This window comes from Stenotrophomonas sp. GW821-FHT02D01 (genome assembly GCF_059421765.1).
On the sequence record NZ_JBWKVP010000004.1, the window covers coordinates 260,892 to 287,876 of the forward strand.

General features: G+C 67.2%; 27 protein-coding genes. 7 read left to right on the forward strand and 20 right to left on the reverse strand.

Features of this window, described 5'->3' with window-relative positions:
- Positions 1-139 precede the first annotated feature (139 nt).
- Genes AC07UW_RS10875 through AC07UW_RS10885 form a run of 3 tightly spaced genes read right to left on the reverse strand, consistent with a single transcriptional unit; the run spans position 140 to position 2,542 of the window.
- Complete coding sequence (locus AC07UW_RS10875; protein ID WP_495212045.1) at positions 140-787, reverse strand: hypothetical protein; 648 nt, start codon at positions 785-787, stop codon at positions 140-142.
- Positions 787-1,965, reverse strand: coding sequence for a glutathionylspermidine synthase family protein (locus AC07UW_RS10880; protein WP_025877526.1), 1,179 nt, complete (start codon positions 1,963-1,965; stop codon positions 787-789). The genes AC07UW_RS10875 and AC07UW_RS10880 overlap by 1 nt, the downstream gene beginning before the upstream one ends.
- A 7-nt stretch (positions 1,966-1,972) precedes the next feature.
- Complete coding sequence (locus tag AC07UW_RS10885) at positions 1,973-2,542, reverse strand: DUF1190 domain-containing protein (protein ID WP_032976852.1); 570 nt, start codon at positions 2,540-2,542, stop codon at positions 1,973-1,975.
- 426 nt (positions 2,543-2,968) lie between these two features.
- Here AC07UW_RS10885 and ilvD point away from each other — a divergent pair, with 426 nt between their 5' ends.
- Positions 2,969-4,807, forward strand: a complete 1,839-nt coding sequence (gene ilvD / locus AC07UW_RS10890; RefSeq protein ID WP_495212046.1) for a dihydroxy-acid dehydratase — start codon at positions 2,969-2,971, stop codon at positions 4,805-4,807.
- 82 nt (positions 4,808-4,889) lie between these two features.
- Positions 4,890-5,501 carry a hypothetical protein gene (locus AC07UW_RS10895; RefSeq protein WP_495212047.1) on the forward strand — a complete coding sequence of 204 codons (612 nt, stop codon included), beginning with the start codon at positions 4,890-4,892 and terminating at the stop codon, positions 5,499-5,501.
- Positions 5,502-5,543: 42 nt separating this feature from the next.
- On the opposite strand, the gene dinG is transcribed toward AC07UW_RS10895, so the two are convergent.
- From dinG to aroE, 3 genes are all read right to left on the reverse strand, one after another.
- Positions 5,544-7,646 carry an ATP-dependent DNA helicase DinG gene (gene dinG, locus AC07UW_RS10900; protein ID WP_025877533.1) on the reverse strand — a complete coding sequence of 701 codons (2,103 nt, stop codon included), beginning with the start codon at positions 7,644-7,646 and terminating at the stop codon, positions 5,544-5,546.
- Positions 7,647-7,798: 152 nt separating this feature from the next.
- Positions 7,799-8,149, reverse strand: coding sequence for a hypothetical protein (locus AC07UW_RS10905; RefSeq protein WP_495212048.1), 351 nt, complete (start codon positions 8,147-8,149; stop codon positions 7,799-7,801).
- A 3-nt stretch (positions 8,150-8,152) separates the two neighbouring features.
- Positions 8,153-8,998, reverse strand: coding sequence for a shikimate dehydrogenase (gene aroE / locus AC07UW_RS10910; protein ID WP_033832490.1), 846 nt, complete (start codon positions 8,996-8,998; stop codon positions 8,153-8,155).
- A 48-nt stretch (positions 8,999-9,046) separates the two neighbouring features.
- Between aroE and AC07UW_RS10915 the strand changes: the two genes are divergently transcribed.
- Entirely contained in the window at positions 9,047-9,910 is an 864-nt protein-coding gene (locus AC07UW_RS10915; protein WP_495212049.1) for a TolB family protein, read from the forward strand.
- A 158-nt stretch (positions 9,911-10,068) separates the two neighbouring features.
- On the opposite strand, the gene AC07UW_RS10920 is transcribed toward AC07UW_RS10915, so the two are convergent.
- The 4 genes from AC07UW_RS10920 to AC07UW_RS10935 all read right to left on the reverse strand — a co-directional run bounded on the left by AC07UW_RS10920 (position 10,069) and on the right by AC07UW_RS10935 (position 12,670).
- Complete coding sequence (locus AC07UW_RS10920) at positions 10,069-10,338, reverse strand: gas vesicle protein GvpG (RefSeq protein ID WP_025877541.1); 270 nt, start codon at positions 10,336-10,338, stop codon at positions 10,069-10,071.
- 33 nt (positions 10,339-10,371) lie between these two features.
- Positions 10,372-11,361 carry a porphobilinogen synthase gene (gene hemB / locus AC07UW_RS10925; protein ID WP_025877543.1) on the reverse strand — a complete coding sequence of 330 codons (990 nt, stop codon included), beginning with the start codon at positions 11,359-11,361 and terminating at the stop codon, positions 10,372-10,374.
- A 19-nt stretch (positions 11,362-11,380) separates the two neighbouring features.
- A complete protein-coding gene (locus AC07UW_RS10930) occupies positions 11,381-12,298 on the reverse strand; it encodes a bestrophin family protein (RefSeq protein WP_495212050.1) in 918 nt (305 codons plus the stop codon).
- A 123-nt stretch (positions 12,299-12,421) separates the two neighbouring features.
- Complete coding sequence (locus AC07UW_RS10935) at positions 12,422-12,670, reverse strand: hypothetical protein (RefSeq protein ID WP_032952021.1); 249 nt, start codon at positions 12,668-12,670, stop codon at positions 12,422-12,424.
- Positions 12,671-12,851: 181 nt separating this feature from the next.
- On the opposite strand from AC07UW_RS10935, the gene AC07UW_RS10940 reads away from it, so the two are divergent.
- The gene (locus AC07UW_RS10940; protein ID WP_049467775.1) at positions 12,852-13,310 is read left to right on the forward strand and encodes a hypothetical protein; all 459 of its coding nucleotides are present in this window, start codon (positions 12,852-12,854) and stop codon (positions 13,308-13,310) included.
- Between the two features lie 72 nt (positions 13,311-13,382).
- Here the strand turns inward: AC07UW_RS10940 and AC07UW_RS10945 are convergent, their stop codons facing one another.
- The 6 genes from AC07UW_RS10945 to AC07UW_RS10970 form a co-directional block, all read right to left on the reverse strand.
- Positions 13,383-15,185: a DUF885 domain-containing protein gene (locus AC07UW_RS10945; protein WP_495212051.1), complete on the reverse strand. Its 1,803-nt coding sequence runs from the start codon at positions 15,183-15,185 to the stop codon at positions 13,383-13,385.
- Between the two features lie 249 nt (positions 15,186-15,434).
- On the reverse strand, positions 15,435-15,656 hold the full coding sequence (locus AC07UW_RS10950) for a M12 family metallo-peptidase (protein WP_495212052.1): 222 nt from the start codon (positions 15,654-15,656) through the stop codon (positions 15,435-15,437).
- Positions 15,565-16,374: a hypothetical protein gene (locus AC07UW_RS10955; protein ID WP_495212100.1), complete on the reverse strand. Its 810-nt coding sequence runs from the start codon at positions 16,372-16,374 to the stop codon at positions 15,565-15,567. Before AC07UW_RS10955 ends, AC07UW_RS10950 begins: the two co-directional genes overlap by 92 nt.
- 298 nt (positions 16,375-16,672) lie before the next feature.
- On the reverse strand, positions 16,673-17,188 hold the full coding sequence (locus AC07UW_RS10960) for a cytochrome c oxidase assembly factor Coa1 family protein (RefSeq protein ID WP_313251011.1): 516 nt from the start codon (positions 17,186-17,188) through the stop codon (positions 16,673-16,675).
- Positions 17,189-17,213: 25 nt separating this feature from the next.
- Positions 17,214-19,439: a S9 family peptidase gene (locus AC07UW_RS10965; protein WP_336022461.1), complete on the reverse strand. Its 2,226-nt coding sequence runs from the start codon at positions 19,437-19,439 to the stop codon at positions 17,214-17,216.
- Positions 19,440-19,596: 157 nt separating this feature from the next.
- The gene (locus tag AC07UW_RS10970; RefSeq protein ID WP_033832494.1) at positions 19,597-20,286 is read right to left on the reverse strand and encodes a glutathione binding-like protein; all 690 of its coding nucleotides are present in this window, start codon (positions 20,284-20,286) and stop codon (positions 19,597-19,599) included.
- A 113-nt stretch (positions 20,287-20,399) separates the two neighbouring features.
- Between AC07UW_RS10970 and AC07UW_RS10975 the strand changes: the two genes are divergently transcribed.
- Both AC07UW_RS10975 and AC07UW_RS10980 read left to right on the forward strand, forming a co-directional pair.
- On the forward strand, positions 20,400-21,029 hold the full coding sequence (locus tag AC07UW_RS10975; protein ID WP_025877555.1) for a TIGR00645 family protein: 630 nt from the start codon (positions 20,400-20,402) through the stop codon (positions 21,027-21,029).
- Positions 21,030-21,229: 200 nt separating this feature from the next.
- Positions 21,230-22,237 (forward strand): energy transducer TonB, encoded by a 1,008-nt coding sequence (locus AC07UW_RS10980; protein WP_223497098.1) that lies wholly within the window; start codon positions 21,230-21,232, stop codon positions 22,235-22,237.
- 82 nt (positions 22,238-22,319) lie between these two features.
- On the opposite strand, the gene AC07UW_RS10985 is transcribed toward AC07UW_RS10980, so the two are convergent.
- Entirely contained in the window at positions 22,320-22,574 is a 255-nt protein-coding gene (locus AC07UW_RS10985; RefSeq protein WP_495212053.1) for a hypothetical protein, read from the reverse strand.
- Positions 22,575-22,649: 75 nt separating this feature from the next.
- Here AC07UW_RS10985 and AC07UW_RS10990 point away from each other — a divergent pair, with 75 nt between their 5' ends.
- Positions 22,650-23,453: an AraC family transcriptional regulator gene (locus AC07UW_RS10990; protein WP_495212054.1), complete on the forward strand. Its 804-nt coding sequence runs from the start codon at positions 22,650-22,652 to the stop codon at positions 23,451-23,453.
- A gap of 72 nt (positions 23,454-23,525) precedes the next feature.
- Here AC07UW_RS10990 and AC07UW_RS10995 read toward each other — a convergent pair whose 3' ends face one another.
- From AC07UW_RS10995 to AC07UW_RS11005, 3 genes are read right to left on the reverse strand one after another with little or no spacing between them, the layout of a single operon-like run.
- The gene (locus AC07UW_RS10995) at positions 23,526-24,710 is read right to left on the reverse strand and encodes an ABC transporter permease (RefSeq protein WP_223497101.1); all 1,185 of its coding nucleotides are present in this window, start codon (positions 24,708-24,710) and stop codon (positions 23,526-23,528) included.
- On the reverse strand, positions 24,707-25,453 hold the full coding sequence (locus tag AC07UW_RS11000) for an ABC transporter ATP-binding protein (protein WP_025877565.1): 747 nt from the start codon (positions 25,451-25,453) through the stop codon (positions 24,707-24,709). The genes AC07UW_RS10995 and AC07UW_RS11000 overlap by 4 nt, the downstream gene beginning before the upstream one ends.
- Positions 25,450-26,976 carry an alpha/beta hydrolase gene (locus AC07UW_RS11005; RefSeq protein WP_032976837.1) on the reverse strand — a complete coding sequence of 509 codons (1,527 nt, stop codon included), beginning with the start codon at positions 26,974-26,976 and terminating at the stop codon, positions 25,450-25,452. The genes AC07UW_RS11000 and AC07UW_RS11005 overlap by 4 nt, the downstream gene beginning before the upstream one ends.
- Positions 26,977-26,985: the final 9 nt, after the last annotated feature.

Below are 26,985 nucleotides of genomic sequence, written 5' to 3' on the forward strand. Positions count from 1 at the left end.
GGCGGATCACCACAACCGCCGGGCATGGCCCGGCGCTCGACGCTCCGCCTTGGTAGATGCCAACCTTGGTTGGCACACAATCAACGGCGCCGACCAAGGCCGGCATTAACCAACGGCGGTTGCCGGCCAGCGGCCGGCACTACCCCTGCAGCAAGCGCTTCTGCAACCGCTCCACCGCGCGCTGCAGCAGCACGCGATGCCGCGCCAGCTTCATCCACTGCGGCAGCCGCGAGAACATCGAGCGATGATGCCCTTTGGTTTCACGCAGTGTCGCGACAGCGTACTCATGAAGCGACTGCAGATGCTCGGCGTTATAGGCCCAAAGCAGACCTGCGCGGGTCGGCTCGACCAGATGCAGCGGCAGGCCGAAATGTGGATCGGCGGGCTCGGCATCGCGCAGCGGGGTGGCCGACACGTCGACATCGCTGCTGCGCCCACATTGCCCACATCGCGCGGGAAAGGTGGCCGGCAAACGAACACCCGACGCTATCCGGCGATGCACGTACAGCCATTGGTGCCCGCAGTACCCGCACGGCCGGCGTCCCTGCATGCACACCGCGCCCACCCAGTCGCCACTGTCCAGCGCAACGCTGCAGCCGGTGCAGCGGAAACGCACCGTCCAGCGGTAGGGCTGCCAGCTCGCCAGCACCCAGCCCGGCGTATCGCAGCGGTGGCAGCGCACCGCGATGCGGTCGGCGAACGCGTTCAGGCCGCGACCATCGTCGAAATGACGGCCCGACACGGGAGCAGGACGCCCGCGCCGACCGGGCGGGCGCCGCACCGCCATCAGACGTAGATCCGCGTCGGCGCTTCGTCGATGATCGCGTGCGGCACGAAGCGCGCACTGTCGCGGGTGATCGCGCTGTCGTCCTCGCGGATGCCGATGCCGCAGGCGTGGTCGCCGATCACCCAGCTGCCGATCAGCGGGTAACCGCCTTCGAAGCGGGTGAGCGGATGCGCACGCTGGAGGATCGCCGGACCGTCGTACGGACCGTCGCTGCGCTGCGTGCTGCCGTCGGCCAGGTGCATCTCGATGTTGGCACCTTCGCGCGAGAACAGCGGCTTGCGCACCCAGCCCGAGGCCAGCGCGCTGCCGTCATCGAAATGTGCTTCCAGCAGGTTCGGATGGCCGACGTTGCGCTGCCACAGCAGCGGCAGAATGCCCTTGTTGCTCAGCACCGCCTTCCACGCCGGTTCCAGCAGCTGCACGCCCGAGCCCGGCAGCGCGCGACCGAATTCCTCGGCCATCAGGTCTTCCAGCGGGTACAGCTTGAACAGCGTGCCGATGACCGTATCGTCCAGCGCGGTGAAGCGCCCGTCTTCGGACAGGCCGATGTCCTCGATGGCGATCGCCTGCCCGTGCAGGCCCGTCTGCGAAGCGCAGTCGCGCAGATACTCGACCGTACCGCGGTCTTCGTCCGAGCTGCCCACCGCACTGAAATACAGCGGCGGCGGCAGCTGCGTGGCCAGTTCGCCGAAGCGTTCGACCAGGGCTTCATGGATCGCGTTGAACTGGTCGGCGTGCTGCGGCAGGCGGCCGGCGTTGCGCTGGTCCTCCAGCCACTGCCACTGGAAGAAGCTGGCTTCGAACAGCGAGGTCGGCGTGTCGTAGTTGAGTTCGTACAGCTTGGCCGGGCCGGTGCCGTCGTAGGCCAGGTCCAGGCGCCCGTACAGGTGCGGCTGGCGCTGGCGCCAGCTGTCGGCGATCCAGTCGCGGTAATGCGCGGGGATCGCCAGCTGGTCCATCAGGCGCTCGCTGGCGATGACATCGCCGACCAGGTCCATCGCCATCTGGTGCAGTTCGGCGCTGGGGTCTTCGATGTCCTGCTCGATCTGGCGCAGGGTGAACGCGTAATACGCGCTTTCATCCCAGTACGGCTGGCCGTCGATGGTGTGGAAGCGGAAACCGGCTTCCTCCGCGCGCGCCCGCCACTGGGCGCGCTCGGCAATACGGATACGTTGCATGGGTCGATCAGCCGCCGACGCTGCTGCCGCTACGGCGCGCACTGGTGCTGCCGAAGCCGCTGCGGCTGGCGGTCACCGCACGGTTCGGTTCGCTGCTGACCGGGGCCAGCCCGGCCTTGCCCGCGCCGATGCCGCTGGCGGTGTTCAGGCCGCCGCTGCCGCCCGGGGCAGGACGCGCCCAACCGGCGCTCTTGTCCTGGTAGGCCGGCGCCGAAGCCGGCGCCTGCGGGGCCAGGCCACCGCGGTTGCTCAGCATCTGCGACATGAAGAAGCCCATCATCATCGGACCGATGAACGAGGTGCCGGCCGAGGTGTGCTGCTGCACGCACTGCTCAGGCTTGTAATCCTGTTCGCAGGCTTCCTTGGTCGCGTACTTCGGTGCTGCGTCGGCAGACTTCTTCTGCGCCTCGGCAAACGCATTGCGGCACGCCGAAGGATCAGCGGTAGCCGTGGTGCAGGCCTCAACCGAGGTATACAGGCCTTCCTGCACCTGCACCTGCTCTTCCTTCTGGCAGGCAGTGAACAGCAGCGGCGCAGCGCTCATCAGCAGCAGCGCGGTGGTGCGGGAACGTTTCATGGCCTCATGCCTTCAAGTCGGAACAATGCCCCATCATGCCAAATCCGGGCCAACAACCGGAATCGGCAAAGTAGGAAAGATGAACGGAATTTCATTTTCGTCGTCCTCTCCCTCGATCCGTCCACGCATGGCGTGGATCTACTGGCCCACGGCCACCTGTCGGAGGCGGGGTGGGTCCGGTTGCGGGGGCGTGAGCGCCATGGATGGCGCGACCGAGCCTACATGGACGTATTTACGGCGTCCCCCGCCACCGGACCCACCCCGCCATCCCGCGGATAGCCCGCTTTTGATTTTGACGTTGACGTTGATTCGGCAGGTGCAGGGCGCAGCCCTGCCGGACCGCCTCCGGTGGTTGCAGCAGCAACCGAAAAACTCCGCCATGATCAACCGACCCCCACGTCGTACGGCCCGCCCGTTCCGCCAGCCATGCCCGAATACCGCTCCCGCACCTCCACCGCCGGCCGCAACATGGCCGGTGCCCGCGCCTTGTGGCGTGCCACCGGCATGAAGGATGGCGACTTCCACAAGCCGATCATCGCCATCGCCAACTCCTTCACCCAGTTCGTGCCCGGCCACGTACACCTGAAGGACCTTGGCCAGCTGGTCGCGCGCGAGATCGAACAGGTCGGCGGCGTTGCCAAGGAATTCAACACCATCGCCGTGGACGACGGCATCGCCATGGGCCACGACGGCATGCTGTACTCGCTGCCCAGCCGCGAGATCATCGCCGACGCCGTCGAATACATGGTCAACGCCCACTGCGCCGATGCGCTGGTGTGCATCAGCAACTGCGACAAGATCACCCCCGGCATGCTGATGGCGGCGCTGCGCCTGGACATCCCGGTGGTGTTCGTCTCCGGCGGACCGATGGAAGCCGGCAAGACCAAGCTGTCCGAGCACAAGCTGGACCTGGTCGACGCGATGGTCGTCGCTGCCGATGACAGCGCTTCGGACGAGAAGGTCGCCGACTACGAGCGCAGCGCCTGCCCCACCTGTGGCTCGTGCTCGGGCATGTTCACCGCCAACTCGATGAACTGCCTGACCGAAGCACTGGGCCTGTCGCTGCCGGGCAACGGCACCACCCTGGCCACGCATGCCGACCGCGAAGCGTTGTTCCGTCGCGCCGGCCGCCTGATCGTCGAACTCTGCCACCGCTGGTATGGCGGCGAAGACCCGCGTGCGCTGCCGCGCGGCATCGCCACCCAGGCCGCGTTCGCCAACGCCATGACCCTGGACATCGCCATGGGCGGCTCGACCAATACCATCCTGCACCTGCTGGCCGCCGCGCAGGAAGGCGAGGTCGACTTCGACCTGACCCACATCGATGCACTGTCGCGGCGCGTGCCGCAGCTGTGCAAGGTGGCACCGAACACGCCGAAGTACCACATCGAGGACGTGCACCGCGCCGGTGGTGTGTTCGGCATCCTCGGTGAACTGGATCGCGCCGGCCTGCTGGATACCTCGGTGCCGACCGTGCACAGCGCCACGCTCGGTGAAGCACTGGATCGCTGGGACGTGATGCGCAGCGACAACGACACCCTGCACACCTTCTTCAAGGCGGGTCCCGCCGGCATTCCCACCCAGGAGGCCTTCAGCCAGGCCACGCGCTGGCCGTCGCTGGACCAGGATCGCGCCGAAGGCTGCATCCGTGCGCTGGAACATGCCTATTCGCAGGAAGGCGGGCTGGCCGTGCTGCGCGGCAACCTTGCCGTCGACGGCTGCGTGGTGAAGACGGCAGGCGTGGACGAATCGATCCACGTGTTCGAAGGCAATGCGCGCGTGTTTGAAAGCCAGGACGCCGCCGTGGCCGGCATTCTTGCCGATGAAGTGAAGCCCGGCGACGTGGTGGTGATCCGCTACGAAGGCCCGAAGGGCGGCCCGGGCATGCAGGAGATGCTGTACCCGACCAGCTACCTGAAGTCGAAAGGCCTGGGCAAGCAGTGCGCATTGCTGACCGACGGCCGATTCTCCGGTGGCACCTCGGGCCTATCGATCGGCCACGTTTCGCCGGAAGCGGCCAGCGGCGGTGTGATCGGACTGGTGGAGGATGGCGACCGCATTCGCATCGATATCCCGGCCCGCCGCATCGACCTGCTTGTGGATGAGGCGACGCTGGTCCAGCGCCGCGCCGACGCCGATGCACGGGGCTGGAAGCCGCGCGCACCGCGACCTCGCAAAGTCACCAGCGCGTTGAAGGCCTACGCCCTGCTGGCCACCAGCGCCGACAAGGGCGCCGTACGCAACACCGCCCTGCTTGGCGACTGAAGACGGGTAGTGCCGGCCGCTGGCCGGCAGCCTCCCTCGTAGTCCGCTAAGGTATCCCAATATCACCGACACGGAGGTTGTGATGACGTCACTTTTCGTCGCCCTGGCCGTGGCCATGGGCGCGAGCGCCGAACCGCCGCAGGCCCCTGACTGCAGCTACGACCGCGCGGCGATGCTGGCGATGGAACCGGGCATGTTCGACCAGGACATGGACGGGGGCTGGCGCCCGCTGGCCGATCGCGGCTGCACCCGGGAAGCCGCGGACCTGCTGGCCGCGTATGCGGCATTGCCCAAGGCGACGGGCAACACCACCCTCATCTGGCACGAAGGGCAGCTGCGCGCGGAGCTTGGGCAAACCGCGCAGGCGATTGCGCTGATGCAGCGCACCTACAAGCCGAAGGACACCGACCCCGGCTACTGGAACGCCTACGTGGACGGCACGATCGCGTTCCTGCGGCGTGATCGCAGCGGACTGGAAAAGGCACGTGCCGCGCTGGCCGCGATACCGACGCCACCCACGATGGCGGAGAACATCAAGAACGGTCGTTTCCACTTCACTACCAAAGGCGGGCAGCAGATGGATGCCCCTTGGCCGCCGAATCTCGATGTGCTCGATGCCTTCCTGCGCTGCTTCGACCGCGATTACCACAATGCGATGGGCAACCCGGCCTGCCGGAAGCCGGAAGGCGGTTGAGGCTCTCCGCCGGGCATGGCCCGGCGCTACCAGCGCGCGGGCTCAGCCGATGGTGCGCTTGAACGGCGGCAGCGCGTCGATGATGCGCTTGCCGTAACGGCGGGTCAGCAGGCGCGAGTCGAGGATGATCACCCGCCCGGTGTCGGTGGAGGTGCGGATCAGGCGGCCGGCGAACTGGGTCAGCGTGCGCAGCGCATGCGGGATCGCGATCAGGTTGAACGCATTGAGCCCACGCGCTTCCACCCATTCGCTCAGGGTGGCGGTCTGCGGATCGGTCGGCACCGCGAACGGTACCTGGGTGATCACCACCGTGGTGCAGGCCTCACCGGGAAGATCCAGGCCTTCGCCGAACGAGTTCAGCCCGAACAGCACCGACCCCTCGCCGGCGGCGACACGGCGCAGGTGTTCATCGATCATGCGCGTCTTCGACATCTCGCCCTGCACCAGCACCTGCTTGCGCTTGGCGGCCGGCATCAGGCCCGCCACCTTTTCCATCTTCCAGCGCGAGGTGAACAGCACCATCGAGCCCTTCGTCCAGTCCAGCTCCTTGCCGATGTAGCGCGCCACTTCGCGCGGATGGCCTTCGCGGTCATCGGGCGTGACCGGGAACGGCGGAACGATCAGCTCGGCTTGGTTGGGCAGGTCGAACGGCGAGGACAGCGAGACCATCTCGGCGGTTTCGGGGATGCCGTTGTCGATCGCCAGCGCCTGGAAGTCGCCGCCACCGGTCAGCGTCGCCGAGGTCATCACCACCGAATCCACTTCATCCCACAACAGCTTGCGCAGCACGTGCGCGGCCGACACCGGCGAGCCATGCAGCACCAGGTCGCCATCGCGGGTGGCGGTCACCCAGCGCGCCATCGGTGGCGCGCCTTCCTTGTCTTCACGGCGCCAGACCTGCCACAGGTTGTACTGCTGCTCGATCATCTCCAGCGCCATGCCGAGGTTGCGCTGCAGGCGCTCGCGCGCCGGATCGTCCGGCTTGCCCTTGGCGACCTGCGCGGTAGCGGCGTGCGCCCAGTTGTAGAGGCTGCGGGTATCGTCGGCCAGCGCCTCGATCGGCTCGCGCCAGGCCTCGGGCAGGCGTCCGTTGGCCGCGCGCCACATCGGCTCCTCGTCGGCCGGCGCCGGCATCCATACCGCCTCGACGTGGTCGCGGAACGCACGCAGGCCCTTGGCCACGTTGCTGGCCGCGTCGATGGCTTCGTTCGGCAGAAGGTTGCCGAGGCGATCCTTGTCGACCGCGCGGTAGGCACCGGCGATCAGGATCTGCAGCCGGCCGGTGCGCTTGGCCATTTCATCCAATGCCAGGCTGGCCGCGCCCTGATCAATGGCCACATTGCCAACATGGTGGCCTTCGTCGAGCACCAGCAGCATGTCCGACGGCGCGGCGATCATCGGCTGGCCGTTGTCGCTGTCACCAATGGACAGCGCCGACAGCAGCAGCGCGTGGTTGGTGACCACGATCTGCGCATCGCGCACGGTGTTGCGCGAGCGCAGCACCGCGCACTGCGCCGAGTACGCGCAGCGTCGCCCCGCGCAGCCTGAGGCCGGGGTGGTGATGCGGCTACGCAGGCCAGGACTGATGGTTTCCGGTGCGTTGTCGATGTCGCCGTCCCAGCTGCCGCTGGTGAAGGCCACGGTGAGGCGCTTGGCGATGTCCATCTCGATCGGCGCCAGCGGGCGGTCGAACAGCGGCTGCTCGTCCTCGAACATGCCGTTCTGCGCGCCCTCGCCGTGCGCCTCGGCGGCGTTGCGCGTGCACAGGTAGCGGGTGCGGCCCTTGGCCAGGGCAACGGTCGCCTCCAGGCCGGTGGCCTTGAGGAAGTTCGGAATATCGCGCTCGACCAGCTGCGACTGCAGCGCCACGGTACCGGTGCTGATCACCAGCTTCTTCTTGCTGGCCAGGGCAATCGGCACCCCGGCGGTCAGGTAGCCCAGGCTCTTGCCAACGCCGGTCGGCGCTTCGACCACGCCCACGCCACCGCTGGTGGACAGCGCACGCGACACCACGCCGATCATCTGGCTCTGCGAGCGGCGGGTGGAGAAGCCGGGGGTGTTGGCCTGCAGCGTCGTGTACGCCTTGCGGATCGCGTCCTTCAAGGTGTCATCGAGCTTGCGTGGAGCGGCGACGGTTTCGGTCACGCCAGAACTACCGTAGCGGGGTCAGGCCGGCCATTGTCGCATGGCCGGCCACGGCCTCCGAGGCGCGAGCGCTGAACAGGGTCAGCCGCGTCGCACGATGGCTGGATGCACGCCCCGCAACACTTCCGACGCGGCCAAGGCCGTCATCGGAGTCAGGGCGTAGCGGCGCGCTGCCGCAGCAACCGGACCAGTGCCCAGACCAGCAGGACCGTGCCGACGGCATCCAGCATCGCCAGGCCGAAGTGCACCACGCCCAGCACGGTGCTCAGCTGCGAGATCGCACTGAAGTCACCCTTGCTGACCATCCACATCGGCACCAGGTTGGCCAGCAGGCTGCCCATGCTGGACGCCAGCAACAGCAGCAGGCCGGTCAGCGCGCCGGTGCGTGCCGGATCGCGCGGCGCGCCCATCACCCAGACCAGGCCGACGCACAGGGCAATCAGCACCGGCAGGCGTACGCCGACCATGGTCAGCAGGGAGACCATCAGAGCCTGGGTATCCATCGATCAGTCCTGCCCAGCGAAGGCGCCGGCACCGGCGCGCAGCTGCTGGTAGACCTCGTCGGTCTGCGGGCGTACGGCATGCCACTGCAGGAAGCTCTCCGCCGCCTGCTCCACCAGCATGCCCAGGCCATCGACCGTGTTGCGGCACTGCGCGGCGCGCGCCCAGGCCAGGAAGGCGATGGCGGCCTCGCCGTAGTTCAGGTCGACGGCCGTGGTCATCGAATTGACCAGCGACAGCGGCAGCTTGAACTCGGCGTCGCGATCACGGCCGGCCGAGGTGGCGTTGAGGATCAGCTCGAAATCACCGAGGTCGCGCAGATCATCCCAGTAGCGGCTGAGCGCGCGGCCCGGCTCGCCCATGGCATCGATCAGTTCATCGGCACGTTCCGGCGTGCGGTTGACCACCACCAGTTCGGTGATGCCGGCATCCAGCAGCGCCGGAGCGACGCTGCGCGCCGAACCACCGGCACCCAGCAGCAGCACGCGGCGGCCGCGCAGGTCCAGGCTGTGGCGGTCGGTGAGGTCACGCACCAGGCCGATGCCATCGGTGGTGTCACCGTGCCAGCGGTCGCCCTTGCGCAGCAGGGTATTGACCGAGCCGGCGCGGCGCGCGCGTGCGGTCAGCGTAGTGCACACCGAGAACGCCGCTTCCTTGTGCGGTGAGGTGACGTTGGCACCGACACCTCCTTCGGAGGCGAACGCCTCCAGCCCGGCCAGGAATGCGTCCGGGGCGAGATCGATGCTGCGGTAGTCGAGGGAGATGCCTTCCTGGCGACCGAACGCCGCATGGATCTGCGGCGACTTCGAGTGGGCGACGGGGTGTCCGAAGACGGCGTAACGATCGGTCATGGAATCCTCAAGCTGGCTAGACTGGTGCTCTTTCGTGCATGGACCTGGATGATGCGTATCGCCCCGACCCTGCTGGTGCTCGCCGCCAGTCTACTCTCTGCTCCGGTGGCGATGGCGTTGAACGAGTACGGCATCGAAGGCATGGGCGTGGTCTCCACCCGTGCCGATGAAGGCCGGGCCACGATCAGCATCGATGGCCAGCGCATCGTCTTCGCCCGCCGTGGCGAGGCCGGCTGGGGGCTGTGGCAGGCGAGCGTGGTCGACGGCCGCTGGCAGCAGGCGCAGGCGTTGCCGCTGGCGGTGTCCGGCGAGGTGCGCGATCCGTATTTCAGCCGCGATGGCCGCTGGCTGCTGTTCGCCGCAGGCCGCGAGGGCCGGTCGGGGCTGTACCGGGCGGCGATCGCTGCCGATGGCAGCGTGGGGGCGCCGCAAGCGCTGGCAGGCGATGGTGGCCGCCATGAAGAGCGCGGGCCGGCATTGAGCGCGGACGAGCGACAGCTGCTGTTTGCCCGCCAGCAGGGCCGTGGTGCCGGCTGGGACCTGTTCGTGGCCTCGTTGGACGCGCAGGGCGTGCGAGGCCCGGCGACGGCATTGCAGGCATTGAACAGCCCCGCCGATGAAACCGATGGCGACTGGCTGGGCAGCGCTGGCGCGGTGGCCTTCAGCCGTGGCAGCGGTGACACCGCGCAGGTCTGGACCAGCGGTTGTGCATGGACGGGCGCTGCGCTGCAGCCGATCGGACTATCGTTCAACCAGGCCAACGGCTGGACCGGCGCGCCGGTGGTCGACAACGCCAAGCCGGGCGAAATGATGGTGGCCAGCAACGCGGCGAAGTCGCCCCGCGCCGGTGGCGTGGATGTATACCGGCTGGCCGTGCCGAAGGTGGCGGCAGTGCCCGGGTGCATGCAGTAGATCCACGCCATGCGTGGATGAGCGTTTGGTGGATGCCGACCGCCCCCCTCCGGTAGGTGCCGACCTTGGTCGGCACAGAAACAAACCGCCAACCAAGGTTGGCGACTACCAGTAGATCCACGCCATGCGTGGATGGCCCGGGTCCCGGGCCACGGCGCTCAGCGCGACAGCACCTTCGCACGCTGCTGCTCGTACTCCGCTTCGCTGAGCTGGCCGTTGTCCTTGCGCCGGTTCAGTGCGGCCAGTTCGGCCTGCACGCTTTCCGGCACGGCCTGCTCGCGGGCAACCCGGGCCGCAGCGGAGAGCTGCTCCGGCGGGCGCCGCGCGGCGCGCCAGGCAGCAACGAACACGCCGACGATGATGGCCCCGAACACCAGCGTACCGGTGCCCCAGATCAACCATTGCATCCAACCCATTTCAGGTCCCATCGCGTGTTCCTCCGTCCGTCGTGGGCGCTATTGTCAGCGCTCGCGCAGCCAACGCGCCACCTGCGGCGCGAAATAGGTCAGCACGCCATCGGCGCCGGCACGCTTGAAGCCCAGCAGCGATTCCAGCACGCAGGCGCGCTCGTCCAGCCAGCCGTTGGCGAACGCCGCCTTCATCATCGCGTACTCGCCACTGACCTGGTAAGCGAAGGTCGGAACCCCGAAGGTTTCCTTCACCCGCCGCACCAGGTCCAGGTACGGCATGCCCGGCTTGACCATCACCATGTCCGCGCCCTCCTCCAGGTCCAGGGCGATCTCGCGCATCGCCTCGTCACCGTTGGCCGGGTCCATCTGGTAGGTCTTCTTGTCGGCCTTGCCGAGGCTGGCCGCGCTGCCCACCGCATCGCGGAACGGACCGTAGAACGCCGACGCGTACTTGGCCGAGTAGGCCATGATGCGCACGTTGAGGTGGTGGTCGGCGTCCAGCGCACGACGGATCGCACCGATGCGGCCATCCATCATGTCCGACGGCGAAATGATGTCCGCGCCTGCCTCGGCATGCGACAGCGACTGCTTGACCAGCGCTTCGACGGTGATGTCGTTGAGCACGTAGCCCTTGTCATCGATGATGCCGTCCTGGCCGTGCGTGGTATACGGATCCAGGGCCACGTCGGTCATCACCCCCAGCTCCGGGAAGCGCGACTTCAGCGCGCGGATCGCACGCTGCGCCAGGCCGTCCTCGGCCCACGCCGCCGAGGCGTCCAGCGACTTCTGCGAGGCATCCAGCACCGGGAACAGGTCGATCACCGGGATGCCCAGTTCCAGCGCTTCCTCGGCCACCTTCAGCAGCTCTTCGATCGACAGCCGTTCCACGCCCGGCATCGACGGCACCGCAACGCGACCGGCCGGTTCGTGCACGAACACCGGATAGATCAGGTCGTCGGTGGTCAGCGTGTTCTCGCGCATCAGGCGGCGCGAGAATTCGTCATGGCGCATGCGCCGCGGGCGGTAATGGGGATGAGGCATGGCAGGCTCCGGGGAGTGGCTATTGCAACAGGTAGCCCTGCGGCAGCAGGGGTGCGGGCAACGGGCGTTCGCCGAGGGCGTCGAGCTGGTCGATCTCGATGGTGCGCACCAGCGCGTCCAGCGGCAGGTCGTTCGGCTCCAGGCCGAACGGGTCTTCCATTTCTTCACCCAGCTGGTCCAGGCCGAAGAAGGCGTAGGCCAGCACCGCCGACAGCACCGGCGTGGCCCAGCCCAGCGAGCTGGCCAGGCCGAACGGCAGCAGCACGCAGAACATCCACGCGCAGCGGTGCAGCAGCAGGGTGTAGGCGAACGGCAGCGGGGTGGTCAGGATGCGTTCGCAGCCAGCCTGGATCGAGGACATCGCGTGCAGGCGCTCTTCCAGCTGGACGTAAAGAATGGAATCGAGCATGCCAGCGCGACGGGCCTGGGCCAGTTCGGCGGCGATCATCGCCAGCAACGCATCGGGCACGTTCTCGCGCTGGGCGAGCTGCCCGCGCTGTTCCTCGTCCAGCCATGGCACCGCTGCCAGCGCGACGTCGCGGGCGCGCAGGCGCGCGGCCAGTGCATGGGCGAAGGCGGTGGTCAGGTAGCCGAGGCACTGGCGGCGCGGTGCGTCGTCGGCCAGCAGCACCTGTACCTGCCGCGCCAGCGAGCGCGATTCGAACACCAGCTGGCCCCACAGCTTGCGGCCCTCCCACCAGCGGTCGTAGCAGGCGCTGTTGCGGAAGCTGAGGAAGATCGACAGGACCAGGCCGAGCAGGGTGAACGGGGTGACCGAGACGCGCTCGATGCCGATCGGCGGCGCCAGTTCCACCACCGCGGCGACCGCGATGGACAGGATGAGGATGGCCAGCACCTTCGGCGCGATCGCCGGAACGATGGAGCCACGCAGGATGTACAGCAGTTGCCAGCCGTGGGGACGGGAACGAATGATCATGGGAGCAGCCGCGCAGGGCGCGGTTCGACAGGCACGCGGGGGGCTCGCGCAGCCGCCCATTCTACTCCCTGCCCGGCCGGCGGCCGTGTCCCTGCGACGCCCGGTCGCACCGGCCCGACCGGCTCAGATCACGCCGCCGCCCAGCCCCAGGCGCAGGATGCCGACCACCACCACGATGCCGTTCAGGATCAGCCCGGTCCACGCCCGGCCGCGCTTGCTGGGGTGGGTGAACAGGATGCCGAGCGCGGCGATGATCGCGCCGACCGCGGCGAACGGGATCAGGAACCAGTTGCCCCAGCCCAGCAGCGGTATCAACGCCAGGATCATCCACAGCAGCGCCAGCACGCCCCACAACAGACTGATCACACCCATAGCGCCCTCCGGTGGTTGTTCATGCGCCAACCATAGCCGTTCCCGGCAGCGCCGCCTACCGCCGTTGCCGTCAGCCTCACCGGCCCCGTGCTAGCGTGCGGCCATGGGTCGAGCCCCGATGTTGGCGCCGATTCAGAGTGCCCGGCTGATGATCCGAACCAGTCCTACAGGGGTATACGCCATGAACATCCGTTGGGTCGCCTTGGCGGCCATGCTGCTGACCGTTGCCGGTTGCGCCAGTACCTCCAAGGTCATGCTGGGCCGCGCCCGCGCGCCGATCGATCCGTCCCAGGTGCAGATCTATTCGACGCCGCCCGCCGGTTCGCAGGAAATCGCCCAGCTGGAATCGTCTTCGGCGGTGGGCTTCGGCACGCAGGGCCAGACCGATGCCGCCGTGGCTCGCCTGAAGCGCGAAGCGGCTGCACTGGGTGCCAACGGCGTGATCCTGATGGGCGTGGGCAGCAGCGGCTCACCGGTCGGCATGTCGGTGGGTGCCGGCAGTTACGGTTCGCACGTGGGCGGCGGCGTGGGCATCGGCATACCAACGACGCAGAAGCGCGCCGCCGGCGTGGCGATCTGGGTACCGAATCCGGCGCCGCCGGCACGCCTGCCGACGCAGACGATCACCCCGCAGCGCTGAGCGGCGGTAGTGCCGGCCGCTGGCCGGCAACCGCAGGCAAAGGCAATGCCGGCCAGCGGCCGGCACTACCGGTCAGTTCTTCCTGTATTTCGGGACGAACTGCTGCTGCACCGCTTCGGCCAGCTGGTCCGGCGGCAACAGGCCCTGGTCGAGCAGGAAGTTGTTGAACGCCAGGCGGTCGAACTTCGCGCCCAGTGCCAGCTCGGTCTGCATGCGCAGTTCGAGGATGCGGGTGTAGCCGTAGAAGTAGCTGCCCGCCTGGCCCGGCATGCGCACCATGTAACGGTCCAGTTCCTGGGTGGCCATCGCCTTGGACAGACCCACCTGCTCGATCAGCACACGCTCGCCGTTGGCACGGTCGGTCAGGCCGAGATTGAGCATCGGGTCCAGCATCGCGCGGGCGGCACGCAACAGGCGGAACTGCAGCGCGATCATCTGCCCGTCCAGCGGCTCGTACGGCACCATCTCCGCCTCGGCATACAGCGCCCAGCCTTCCACGTTCACCGAATTGAACGCGAACATGGTGCGCGCCAGCGACACGCCACGCTCGACCATCGCGGTGAACTGCAGCTCGTGGCCCGGGCGGCCTTCATGCGCGCTCAGCGTCCAGGCCGCCGAACCGAAGTTGAAGTCGTCGTACTGCGCACCCGCACCGGCAGCCGGGTTGCCCAGCGGCAGCACGAAGGTGCCCTGCTGCCCGGTGTTGTTGACCAGCGGCGCAGGCAGGAAGTGCGGTGCCGGGCTGGCAGCGCTTTCGGCGGCCGAGCCCAGGCGCATCTGCATCGCGCGCTGCGGCACATCGACAATGCGGTGCTCGCGGATCAACGGATCGATGGCATCGATCACCTTGCGGTAGTGGCCTTCAAGCTGGTCATCGGCAATCTTCTCGCCCTTCAGCGCGCGGATCACCGCCACCGGGTCGCTCGGATCACTGACCTTCAGGCCCTTCTCTTTCACCACCAGCGGCGCCAGCTGGCGCATCGCCGAGCGGGTTTCCATGAACTCCAGCTGCGCGCGCTGCATCAGCAGCTTCGGGTCGATATCAATGCCGACCTGCTTGAGCTGGTAGGCGTACAGCGGAGCCGGCAGGCGCGCATCGGCACGTGCCTTCGGCAGCACCTCCTTGCGGGTCCATGCGGCGTAGTCCTTCATCTGTGCGGCAAGCGCCTTCATCGCCTCGTCGGCACCAGCGACCTGGTACTTCTTCAGCAACGACTCGATGCCGGTGATGTAGGTCTCGACGTTGTCCAGCGACTGCTGCACTTCGATCTTCGTCGGCTGCAGCAGCGTGCTGTCCTTCAACCGCTCTTCGTAACGCTGGCGGGCCAGCGTGGTGAACGCGGTGCCGCCCGGCTGCAGGCCCGCATACGCCTTGAGGCGATCAACCGCCTTGGCCCGGCGCTCGGCCGGCACCTGGTCGGACAGCAGCAGGTTGAGGCCGCTGAACACGCTCTGCGGCGCATCACGCCACGGCAGCAGGTACTTCTGGTTGAGCTCGCTGCCCTCGATGCTCTGGTTGGCGGCGGCGATCATGATCTCCAGGTCCTGGCGGACGTTGGGATCCTTCTCGCTGGCCAGCTTGGCCTTCAGTTCGTCGCGGGCCTTGGCCATCGCGGCGCGGTAGCGCTGGTCGTTGTCCGGGCCGAGATCGGCGACCTTGTCGTCGTAGCCGGGCACGCCGAAGAAGCCGGTCTCTTCGGGCTGGAACGGCCCCTGGGCGTCCAACAGGATCTGCGCCAGCGCGTTGCTGCGCGCGACCCAGGCCGGGCTGGCCGGCGTGGAGGCCTTGGCGGCCGGTGCGGCCAGGGTCGGTGTGACCGACAGCAGCGGGGCGGCGGTCAGGGCCAGGGCGATGGCAAGCGCGATCGGCTTCATGGAGCACTCCAGGACAGGGTTGCCCGCACCCTACGCGCTCATGGCGGTGGCGACAATCGGCCGGAGGTCACGGGGTGCGGATATGAGACATCGGGGCTCTGCGATAGCGGATCCGGGTAGAAGTCGGCAACGACGCCTTTCGTCTCGCGCAGGACTCTTGCGTTGTCATGAAGATCAGCCGATCCAGTTGGCAGGCCCTCATGTTGGATCACCGGGGATGACCATAGATTCACCCGCGGGCAGGCCCGGTCAGTGCATGGCGGTACGCCAGCCAGGCAACGCCTGCTCGTTGAAACGATAGCCGTGCCCGTATGCGAATCTGGGCGGATCAAGTGCCGCGTTCTCGGGATCATGATCTGCTCCCAGCAAATGGCCGATCTCATGCGCAAGGGTGTGCTGGTCCAGATCCCGGAAGCGCGTTGGCCGCCGTCTGCAACTCCAGTTCAATACCGCTCGCTGCAAATCCTGCATTGGCCTCGATCACCGCAGCCCTGACCTGCTCGATTGCCGGATCAAGCCCGTCCACCAGCGCGCCTGCCGCAAAGCCGTACGCAACCCGAATCACATCGCGCTCTTCGCCGCTCCCTCCGCCGGCGATTCCTGGAGGAAGGTCTGGAGCAGGCCGATCTGGTCGCCGGTCCCTCACATCGTCACGCTCGTCCCGTAGAGCGCGGCGCACATCGCGCTTTACCAGTCGATCACCGTCCAGCGTGTAATGCCAGAACCCATGGCTGAATCTCGCATGTGTTCCTGAAGCGTCCGACCAGATTCTCACGTACGTGGGCTGCCCAAGCTTCCTTTCAACATCCGGCGCTACGGACTTCACCCTGCCCACCCACTGCAGGCCTGAGATCGAGCGTACCTCTCGTTGGGCACCTTCGTCACCCGCAGGCCGGTAGATCACACTCTGGACGCTCTCGAACAGGGGTTCGGAAGGATCGCGGACAAGGTGAAGAACCCTGTCGTGGAGATCCACGGTGATCTCATCAGCAGCCAAGGCGGCCTCATTCACGCGAACCCGGCGCACCCAGTCCACATCATCTCCTGCTCTGCGCAGTTGCTGCTCTGCCACAGCCAATGGCGCGTCCGAGAGCACCTCCACGAATGGTTCAGCAGCCATGCCGGGTGTGACCAAAAGCAGCGCAAAGACCGTCAGCCCTACCACGCTCCTGATTGCATACGTTCGCATTGCACGCTCCTTCCAGGATGAAGTGAAGCGTTACAGCCAGATCTACGCTGCAACGGATCAATCATTGGAGTGAGCCTGCGCCAGCATTCCTGGACGTCGTTCGCACTATCAATCCACGCTATCGAAGCAGTGAAGATTGAAGGCTGCGCCAATAGAGAACCGGCTCACCAGCGTCGTGCGGTGTCGGAATTGAGCGGTCTCCCATGAGACGTACTGAGCCGAGCCGAGGCTTGATCGGGAAGAGTAAATTCAACTGTGGCGGATCGCGACAGTCTCTGATTCCGCGGCCGTCGTACAGTCACAGCGCCAGCGTAAGCGGGCATTCGCCACGATCGCGACAGGCCTGCAGTTCGCATTCGCCGGCCGCTTCGGCATCATCCAGCGCGCTGAGGTCGAAAGTCTGCTTGTCTTCGGCCAGCACGTACATCACCGGGTAATCCCACACGTCGTCGCTGCGGGTGCCCTTCACGAACAACCGCCCGTGCGCATGCGGCCCTTCAAGGGCCACGGTCAGGCCGACATCGCGCTCGCCGTTGATGGCGGTCTGCATGCTGCCCAGCGGCAGCGTGCCGGCCTGCAGCGGTTCGCCGAATACCTGCACCAGTTCGACACTGCAGCCGGCGCGACGCATCGCCTCACGCATCGGCGCACTGTCATGCGCGGCTTCGGTCCAACGCAATACGCTCCAGGCGATGGCGCCGCCCAGTGCGGCCAGGAACAGCAGCACCGCCAACGGCATCGCCCAGCGCCAATGCCGGCACCACCAGCCGGAAGCCAGGGTGGAGGGAGCAGGAATCGGCGGCGGCAGGGTCATGGGCGGGCTCCTTCCCGGACGATGATCAAGGTTTCAGGCAACGCCCCAGGAAAGCTTCGGCAACACGGTAGCGATGCAGTGCGTCGGCACCGGACAGGCCGTGCTTGGCACCGGGGTAGGTCATCAGTTCAAACGGCTGGCCGCGCTTCTGCAGCGCGCTCATCAGGCTGGTCGAATTGGTGAACAGCACGTTGTCGTCGGCCATGCCGTGGATCAGCAGCAGCGGCGAGCGCAGACCCTCGATGTGGGTCAGCACGCGTGCTTCGCGGTAACCGGCGTCGTTGCGCGACGGCAGGTCCATGTAGCGCTCGGTGTAGTGGCTGTCGTACAGGCCCCAATCGGTGACCGGTGCGCCGGCCACGCCACAGGCGTAGCTGTCCGACGCCTTGGCCAGCAGCATCAGGGTCATGTAGCCGCCGTTGGACCAGCCCTGCACGCCGATGCGCGCCGGGTCCACCCACGGCTGCTGCTTCAGCCACGCCACGCCGCGCAGCTGGTCGGCCACTTCCACCGTGCCCTGCTTGCCATACAGCGCGCCGCCGAAGTCACGGCCGCGGCGCGGGGTGCCGCGGTTGTCCAGCGAGAACACCACATAGCCCTGCTGGGCCAGGTACTGGTTGAACAGATGGTCGCCACGGCCGGGCCAGCTGTCGGTGACGGTCTGGCTGGCCGGGCCCCCATACACGTACACCGCCACCGGGTAGCGCTTGACCGGATCAAAGCCTGCCGGCTTGATCACGCTGTAGTTCAGCGGGGTCTTGCCGTCGGCCGCGGTGAGCGTGCCGAATTCGACCGGGCGCTGCGCGTCGCGGTAGCGCGCATACGGATGCTTGGGATCGGCCAGATCGTTCTCGACCAGGGTGGCGATCTTCTCGCCATTGGCGCGGAACAGCTCGATCTGCGGCGGCGTGCTGCTGTTGGACCAGCTGTCCACGTACACGCTGGCGTTGCGCGCGAAGCTGGCGCTGTGCATGCCTGGCGCCTTCGACAGGCGCTGCGGCTGGCCACCCTGCAGCGGGACGGCGTAGATCTGGCTTTCGCGCGCCGATTCGATGCCGGCACGGAAGTACGCCAGGCCGGCCTTTTCATCGACCGCCAGCAGTTCATCCACCGACCAGTTGCCGTGGGTCAGCGCGGTGGCCTTGCCCTTGCTGTCGATGCGGTACAGATGCTGGAAACCGGTGCGCTCGGACGACCACAGCACGCTGCCGTCATCGAGGAAACGCAGGCTGTTGTGCAGCGGCACCCAGGTCGGGCTGGTCTCATGGGCCAGCACGCGCTGCTGGTTCGAGGCCAGGGTGACTTCCACCAGGTCGAGCTTCTTCTGGTCGCGCGACTGGCGCTGGAAGCTCAGGTGCTGCGGATCGCGCCAATCGACGCGGGCCAGGTAGATGTCCTGTTCCTTGCCGAGGTCGATCCACTGCGTCTGCGCATGTTCGGCCGGCGAGATCACACCCAGCTTCACCTGCACGTTGGCATCGCCGGCGGCCGGGTAGCGCTGTTCGATCACATCGGTGCGGTCGGCATAGACTTCGTAACGCTTCTGCACCGGCACCGGGCTTTCATCGATGCGGGCGTAGGCGATGGCCGAATCGTCCGGCGCCCACCAGTAACCGGTATGGCGGTCCATCTCCTCGTCTGCGACGAATTCGGCGATACCGTTGCCGATGGTCGTGCTGCCATCACCGGTCAGCTGCATCTGCTTTCCGCTGGCCAGGTCGATCACCCACAGGTTGCGGCCGCGGATGAAGCTGACGAAGCCGCCCTTGGGCGACAGCTTGGCATCGGTGGCAAAGCCTTCGCCGTGGGTCAGCTGGCGCACTGCGGCCTTGCCTTCCTGCTTGAGGTCGTACAGGTACAGCTCGCCACCCAGCGGGAACAGCAGGCGCTGCGCGTCCGGCGACCACTGGTAGTCGACGATTCCGGTCATGGCGGCGATGCGCTGGCGCTCGCGGCGGGCCTTTTCCTCGTCGCTGAGGGTTTCGGTGCCGGGCAGCACCACCTTCGAATCCACCAGCAGGCGGGTCTGGCCGCTGCCGATGTCATAGCTCCACAGGTCCAGCTGGTTGCGGTCGCTGTCCTTGCCGCGCAGGAAGGTCACGCGCGAACCATCCGGCGCCACCTTCGGCTTCATCAGGGTCGGGCCGGACAACGGCAGCGGGCCGGTGATGGCTTCCAGGGTGAGTTTTTCAGCGTGGGCGACGGTACTGGTGGCAAGCATGAGGGCGAGCGAGGCGAACAGATGGCGCATGGAGGATCCCGGCAAACGGCAGGTCCGCCACCGCGACAGGCGCGGGACGGTCAGCGTCCATCCTAACCAAGCCGGTGCAGGAAGACAGCATGACCTTCTGCCCATGAGGTCCTCCCATAATGAGTGCCGACCAACGGTCGGCACCCACCGTCCCGGGTCAGCGCTTGCCGAACAGGTGCCTGCGCTCTTCGTCGCTGAGCGGCTTGCCTGCGTCCGGGTTGACCTGCTGGCGCAGCGCATAGGCGCGCTGGGTCGCCGGGCGGGCGGCGATGGCCTGGTGCCAGCGCTTGAGGTTCGGGAACGCGTCGAAGTCCGCCGGCAGCTTGTCGTAGGCGCCAACCCATGGGTAGCTGGCCATGTCGGCGATGGTGTACTCCTCGCCGGCCAGGAAGGCGTGCTCGGCCAGGCGCTTGTCCATCACCCCGTGCAGGCGGCGCACTTCATTGTCGTAGCGCTCGATCGCATACGGGATCTTCTCCGGCGCGTATACATTGAAATGGCCCATCTGCCCGCTCATCGGGCCCAGCCCGGCCATCTGCCAGAACAGCCATTCCAGGGTGGTGACGCGGCCACGTGGGTCGGCCGGCAGGAAGCGGCCGGTCTTCTCTGCCAGGTACAGCAGGATCGCGCCGGACTCGAACACGCTCTGCGGGGCACCGCCGTCGGCCGGGGCGTGGTCGACGATGGCCGGCATCTTGTTGTTGGGGGAAATGGCCAGGAATTCCGGCTTGAACTGGTCGCCCGAACCGATGTTGACCGGGTGGATGCGGTACTCCAGGCCGGCTTCTTCCAGCAGCAGGGTCACTTTGTGGCCGTTCGGGGTAGGCCAGTAATACAGGTCGATCATGGCGGCGGCTCTGGGGTACGGAAAGGAACCTGAAGTCTAGTGCGTGCGTTGGCTTGGCACCGTCATGGCGGGCCGGTAACCTCGCCTCTCCCCCGAAACGCAGCATCCTCCGCATGAGTGCAAACCGACCGCTACTGTCCCCGCTGTCCAGCCTGATCTTCGCTACCCGCTGGCTGCAGCTGCCGCTGTACCTGGGTTTGATCGTTGCCCAGTGCGTTTACGTGTTCCTGTTCGGCAAGGAACTGTGGCACCTGATCTCGCACTCGGTGTCGATGGGCGAGCAGCAGATCATGCTGATCGTGCTGGGCCTGATCGACGTAGTGATGATCTCCAACCTGCTGGTGATGGTGATCGTCGGCGGCTATGAAACCTTCGTCTCGCGCCTGCGCCTGGAAGGCCACCCGGACCAGCCGGAATGGCTGAGCCACGTCAACGCCAGCGTGCTGAAAGTGAAGCTGGCGATGGCGATCATCGGCATCTCCTCGATCCATCTGTTGAAGACGTTCATCGCAGCCAGCCCGCTGAACGGCCTGCCGCTGTGCAAGCCGGAGCAATGGGCTGCGGCGGCTTCGTCGGCATCGGCAAGCTTCTACAACGCCGGCGCCGATACCTGCACCACCCTGACCCCCGATGGCGTGCTGTGGCAGACCATCATCCACTGCGTGTTCATCCTGTCGGCGATCGGCATCGCCTGGACCGACAAGCTGATGTCCAACAGCCACAGCAAGGCTGTCGCGCACTGACATCAACGCCGGCGGCGGCACGACTGCCGTTGCCGGCTCCGCTCCCGGCCCTTGTGCGCAAGGGTGGCCGGGATGCTAGATTGCACCCTCGCTACAGGCGACGGTGACGCTGGGAAACGTCCCCCGCCACGCCCGGACCTTGCGTCCCGGCCATGCGTATCTACGTTTTTCGTAACGTCGTCTTCTTAGAGGGGAGCAGGATGTCGCACGTCGCAATGATCGCTGCCGCGCGCCGGTGGTTGCCGGTCGCTCTGGCTTTGGCCCTGGCTGCCTGCTCGGGCAAGGATGAAACACCGGCTCCGGCCGCGCCGGGCGCCGCTGCCCCCACCGCTGCAGCACCAGCCGCACCGGCAGTGGCCGCCAAGGTGCAGTCGATGGGTACCGAGCAGCTGCGCGAATCGGCCAGCCAGGCACTGCGCGAGAACCGCATGTACGCCCCGGCCGGCGACAACGCCATCGAGTACTACCTGGCACTGCGCGACAAGACGCCGGACGATGCCTCGGTGAAGAGCGCGCTGACCGATCTTCTGCCGTACACCCTGATCGCCGCCGAGCAGCATCTGGGCCGCGAGGATTTCACTGAAGCGCAGCGGCTGGTCGCCCTGATCGAAAAGGTCGATGCCTCGGCCCCGGCTCTGCCGCGCCTGAAGGAAGGCCTGACCAAGGGCGTGCAGGTTGCCGCCAAGCGCACCGAAGACGAGACCGAGAAGGTCAAGAAGGACGCTGAAGACCGCACCAAGCAGCTGGCCGAGCAGCAGCGCCTGACCGAACAGCGTGCCAAGGAAGCCGAGGCGGCCAAGCAGATTGCCGCACAGCAGGACGTTGCCCGCCGTGACAGCGAGCGCCAGGAAGCCGAACGCCAGGCTGCTGCGCGCCGTGATGCCGAGCAGAAGCAGCAGCAGGCCGCTGCGCAGCAGGCCAATGCCGCCCGCCAGGCCGCGACCGCCGCTGCACCAAGCCTGCGCCCGGTCAGCACGCCAGCCCCGCGTTACCCGGCCGAAGCACTGCGTTCGGGTACCTCCGGCGAAGTCCTGGTGGAGATCACCGTCGGCACCGACGGCTCGGTGACCAATGCGCGCGTACTGCGCGCCACGCCATCGCGTGTCTTCGATCGCGAAGCCCTCAACGCGGTCAAGCGCTGGCGCTTCGAGCCGGTCACGGCCCCTGTCACCACCCGCCGCACGCTGGTGTTCGCACCGGGCGGCTGATCGCAGAAAAGGGACGGAGGGGATTAAGTCGCTTCTGCCTGTAATGACGCACAAGGCCCGGCATGTCCGGGCCTTGTGCGTTTCAGGCTGCGCTGTCGATCAGCCGTTGCAGTGCTGGATCACATGCGCTCAGCACCTGGAACAGGCCCAGCGCGTGCAGCCCGGGCAGCAGGCTGCGCAGATCGGCTTCGGCGGTGGCACGGAGGTCGGCATCACTGGCCGGGTCCTGCCATTCCCGCACGGTGGCGAGAAAGGCGCCGACGCTGCCCTTGCGTACGGTGAGGCCATTCACCTGCACAGCGTTCTGGTGGTCGGGAAGGATGTCGTGCGGCTGCATGGCGTGCTCCTGGGAGGTGGGCGCCCAGTGTCGACGCTCACCACCGGCGGTTCTGCCGTATAACTGCCAATGGATATGGCAGAACAGACATTCCAGACACCACTGATCGACCCTGCGTTGGCTGACGCCAGCGGCGGGCCGTCCCTGCTCGGCACGCAGCTGGCGATGCCGTGTTCACGGCGCACCGCCCGCCACCAGCACGCGCGCGGGCAACTGCTGGGCGCCCACACCGGCCTGTTGCGGATCGAGGTGGGCGACACCCACTGGCTGCTTCCGGCCGGGCACGTGGCATGGCTTCCGCCACAGCATCCGCATGCGCTTTCCAGCATCGGCAGCTTCGATGGCTGGAGCCTGTACTTCAGCAAGGAGGCCTGCGCGGGACTGCCCAATGCACCGCGCATCTTCCAGCCCAGCGACCTGCTGCAGGTGGCGGTGCCGCGGGCACTGCACTGGTGCGGGCAGGCGTTGGATGCGGGGCAACAGCGCTTGGCCGGGGTGATCGCCGATGAGATCGCTGCAGGCACGCCGTTGCCACTTGCGCTGCAGCAACCCGGTGACCGCCGCCTGCGCCGCATCGCCGCCGCCCTGGCACGTGCGCCACATGACACCCGCACCGTCGAGGACTGGGCAGCCGCCAGCGGCCTGTCCAGTCGCAGCCTCGCCCGCCGCTGGCAGGCCGAGACAAACATGACCCTGACCCGCTGGCGGCAGCGCCTGCGCGTGCTGCTGGCCCTGCCGCGATTGCTGGGCGGTGAATCCGTCACCACCGTGGCGCTGTCATTGGGCTACGACACGCCCAGCGCCTTCATCGCGGTATTCAAGCGCGAGATGGGAGTGACGCCTGCGCGGTATGCAGACGGAAACGCTTCACAGCGCTGAAATGCACGAGGCCCGGCATGACCGGGCCTCGTGCCACATCCGCCGGGCATGGCCCGGCGCTACCGGTTCCACTCAGCCGGAAATCGCCAGCCGCTCGTTGTGGTAGCGGCGCACGGCGGCGAACCACAGCACGGCGGCCAGCGCCAGGCTGGCGCCGAGGTAGACCGCCCAGATGGTCGGGCTGATGTCCTCGTGGCGGATCACCTTCAGCAGCATCTGGTTCTGCGACAGGAACGGCACCGCGTACTGCCACAGCTCGCTCTTCACCGGGTAAGCCATCAACGCGTAGCCGGGCAGCATCGGCAGCAGCACCAGCCAGGTCATGTGGCTCTGTGCTTCCTTCATGCTCTTGGCCGCGGCCGAGAGGAAGGTCAGCAACGAGGTGCCGATCAGCAGCATCGGCACCATCACCAGCAGCATCTGCAGCATCGAGCCGATGTTCATGTTGAGCTGCCGGCCGACGTTGCCGGGCGCGATCTGTGCGCTGGCCTTGAACGCGATCAAGGTCAGCAGCAACGAGGCGAAGCCGACCACGCAGGCGGCGGCGATCTTGCCGCTGACGATGGCGCTGCGCGAACCCGGGGTCGCCAGCAACGGCTCCAGCGATTGCCGTTCGCGCTCGCCGGCGGTGGCATCCATCACCAGGTAGGCGCCGCCGATGAATGAGGTCAGCGTCAGCAGTACCGGCAGCAGCATCGACAGCATCATGCCGCGCTTGGCCTCGGCACTGGCCATGTCCTGGGTGGCCACATCCAGCGGTCGTGCAACCTGTGCGTCGACGCCACGCGCCATCAGCCGCAGCGCACCAACCTGGCCGTTGTAGGTTGCCAGGGCCGCCTGCAGGCGCGCACTGGGCACTTCGGCGGCGCGACGGGTGCTGTCACGGATCACTTCCACCAGCGCGGGCTTGCCATCGGCCCAGTCCTTGCCGAACTCAGGGCTGATGCGCAGGGCCACGTCGATCTCCTGCGAGCGGATCGCCTCGGCCAGATCATTCGGTGCCGGCGCGGCGTTCAATCCCTGCGCCGCCAGGAAGCGCACCAGGTTCGGCGCATTCTCCGCACCGATGGTCGGAATCTGCAGCGGCTGTTCGATCTGGATGCGCACGCGGCTTTCCGCCAGCTTGCCCATGCCCAGGATCAGCAGCGGGTACAGCACGGGGCCGAACAGCAGGGTCAGCAGCAGTGTGCGGCGGTCACGCGAGAGGTCGCGCAGTTCCTTGCGCATCACCGTCATCAGGGTCGACATCATGCTCATGCGTGCAGGCCCTCTTCGCTGCCGATCAGTTTCACGAACGCATCTTCCAGGTTGGGCTCGCCGGACTGCGCGCGCAGTTCATCGGCACTGCCGGCGGCCATCACCGTACCCTTGGCGATGATCACGATGTGGTCACACAGCGCGCCGACCTCCTGCATGATGTGGCTGGACAGGATCACGCAGCGCCCTTCCTCGCGCAGGCCCAGCAGGAAGCGGCGCAGCGCTCGGGTGGTCATCACGTCCAGGCCGTTGGTGGGTTCATCAAGGATCACGTTGCGTGGGTCGTGCACCAGCGCGCGGGCAATGGCGGTCTTGGTGCGCTGGCCCTGCGAGAAGCCATCGGTCTGCCGATCGAGGATGTCGGCCATGTCCAGCGCATGCGACAGCACTTCGATGCGTTCGCGGATGCGCGACGCGGACAGGCCATGCAGCTCGCCGAAGTAGGCGATGTTCTCGCGTGCGGTCAGCCGCTTGTAGACGCCACGCGCATCCGGCAGCACGCCGAGGTGGCGACGCACTTCCACCGGATCGCGGGCTGCGTCGATGCCATCGACGGTGATGCTGCCTTCATCGGGCGTCATCAGCGTGTACAGCATGCGCATGGTGGTGGTCTTGCCAGCGCCGTTCGGTCCAAGCAGGCCGGTGATGCGGCCATCCTCGGCGCGGAAGCCGACATCGGCCACCGCCTGGATGCGACCGGTGCGGGTATTGAAGGCCTTGTGCAGGTTGTCGGCGACGATCATGGGGCCCATCCGTTGAACGAGGTGAACGCCGGCACGTAGCTCAGCGTGTCCAGGCAGCTGGCATCCAGCGCCTTGGCATCGGTGGTGTCGATGAACTGGCCGAGCAGGCGTGGCATGCAGCCGGCGGTAAGGGTGCCGTGGCCTTGGCCGCGGGCAACCAGCGCGCGTCCCTTCGGCAGGCCCTTGAGCACCTGCTCGGCGTAACGCGGCGGCGTCACCGGGTCCAGTTCGCCGGACAGCAGCAGCACTGGCAGGTCGCTGTGCAGCGGCACTGCCGCAGCCGCCGCAGCCGGTTGGTGCGGCCACACCGGACAGGCGGCGAAGAACGCGCGCGCCACTTCCGGGCCGACCAGGCTGTCGCTGCTTTCGACCGGCGCCTGGTAGCGCGGAGCATCTTCGCTGCAGATCACCGACCACTGCATGCCACGGTTGATCTGGAAATCCATGCTGCGGGTCGCACCGCGCGCCAGCGACGCCAGTGGTGCATAACGACCCTGTGCCGCTTCATCCAGCACCAGCGGCAACAGCGAGGAGTACTGCGGTACGTAGGAGAAGGCGAACGCCAGGCCGACCACGCTGTCCGGGGTCAGCACATCCTGCCGCGGTGCATTGGTGCCGGGGTCGCGGTAGTCGACCGTGACCGGCGCGCGGCGCAGGGTTTCCACCACGCTGCGCAGCTGCGCACGGGTGTCGACCGGAAAGCGCTTGCTGCAGACAGCGTCCTTGCGGCACTGCTCGGACTGCAGGGTGATCGCGTTGTCGAAGGTCGTGGCGAAATCGCCGCCGACCACCAGCTCGTTCGGTACCACGCCATCGATCACGATGCTGCGGGTGTGCTGCGGATACGCAGCCGCGTAGCGCTGGGCAACGCGGGTGCCGTACGAGCCACCGACCAGGTTCAGCGTGTTCGCGCCCAGCGCCTGGCGTACCGCGTCCAGATCGGCGATGGCTTCGGCGGTGGTATAGAAGCGCGGGTCGGCACGGCCCTTCAGCGACGCGGCGCAGCGCTCCGCGTACTCGCGCAGCAGCGCCTCGCTGGGCGCAGCGTCTTCATCCATCGGCAGCTCCTTGCCGTCCGCGCCCAGGCAGCTGAGCGGATTGGAGCCGCCGGTGCCGCGCTGGTCGATCAGGAAGATGTCGCGCTGCTTGCGTACCTGGCGCAGTGCCGTATCGACGATGACGGCCACCTCGCTGGCCGCCTGGCCAGGTCCGCCGGCCAGGAAGAACACCGGGTCCGGCAGGCCCGAACCGCTGTTGCCCGACTCCAGCCAGGCCACGCGCAGATCGATCCTGCGGCCATCCGGCCTGCTCCGGTCCTCGGGCACCTGGAACGTCGCGCACTGCGCCTCGACGTTGGCATTGGCGCCTTCGGTGGCCAGCGTGCAGGGGCGGAAATCGATCTGGCCGTAGCGGCGGCTGGGTGTATCGCCAGCGCCGTCGGACCCTGCCTGCGGCGGTGCACTGCAGCCGGCAATCAGCATGCTGGCCAGCAACCCGGCCCGCGCGAAATGGTGTCTTTGCATCGTGCGTGA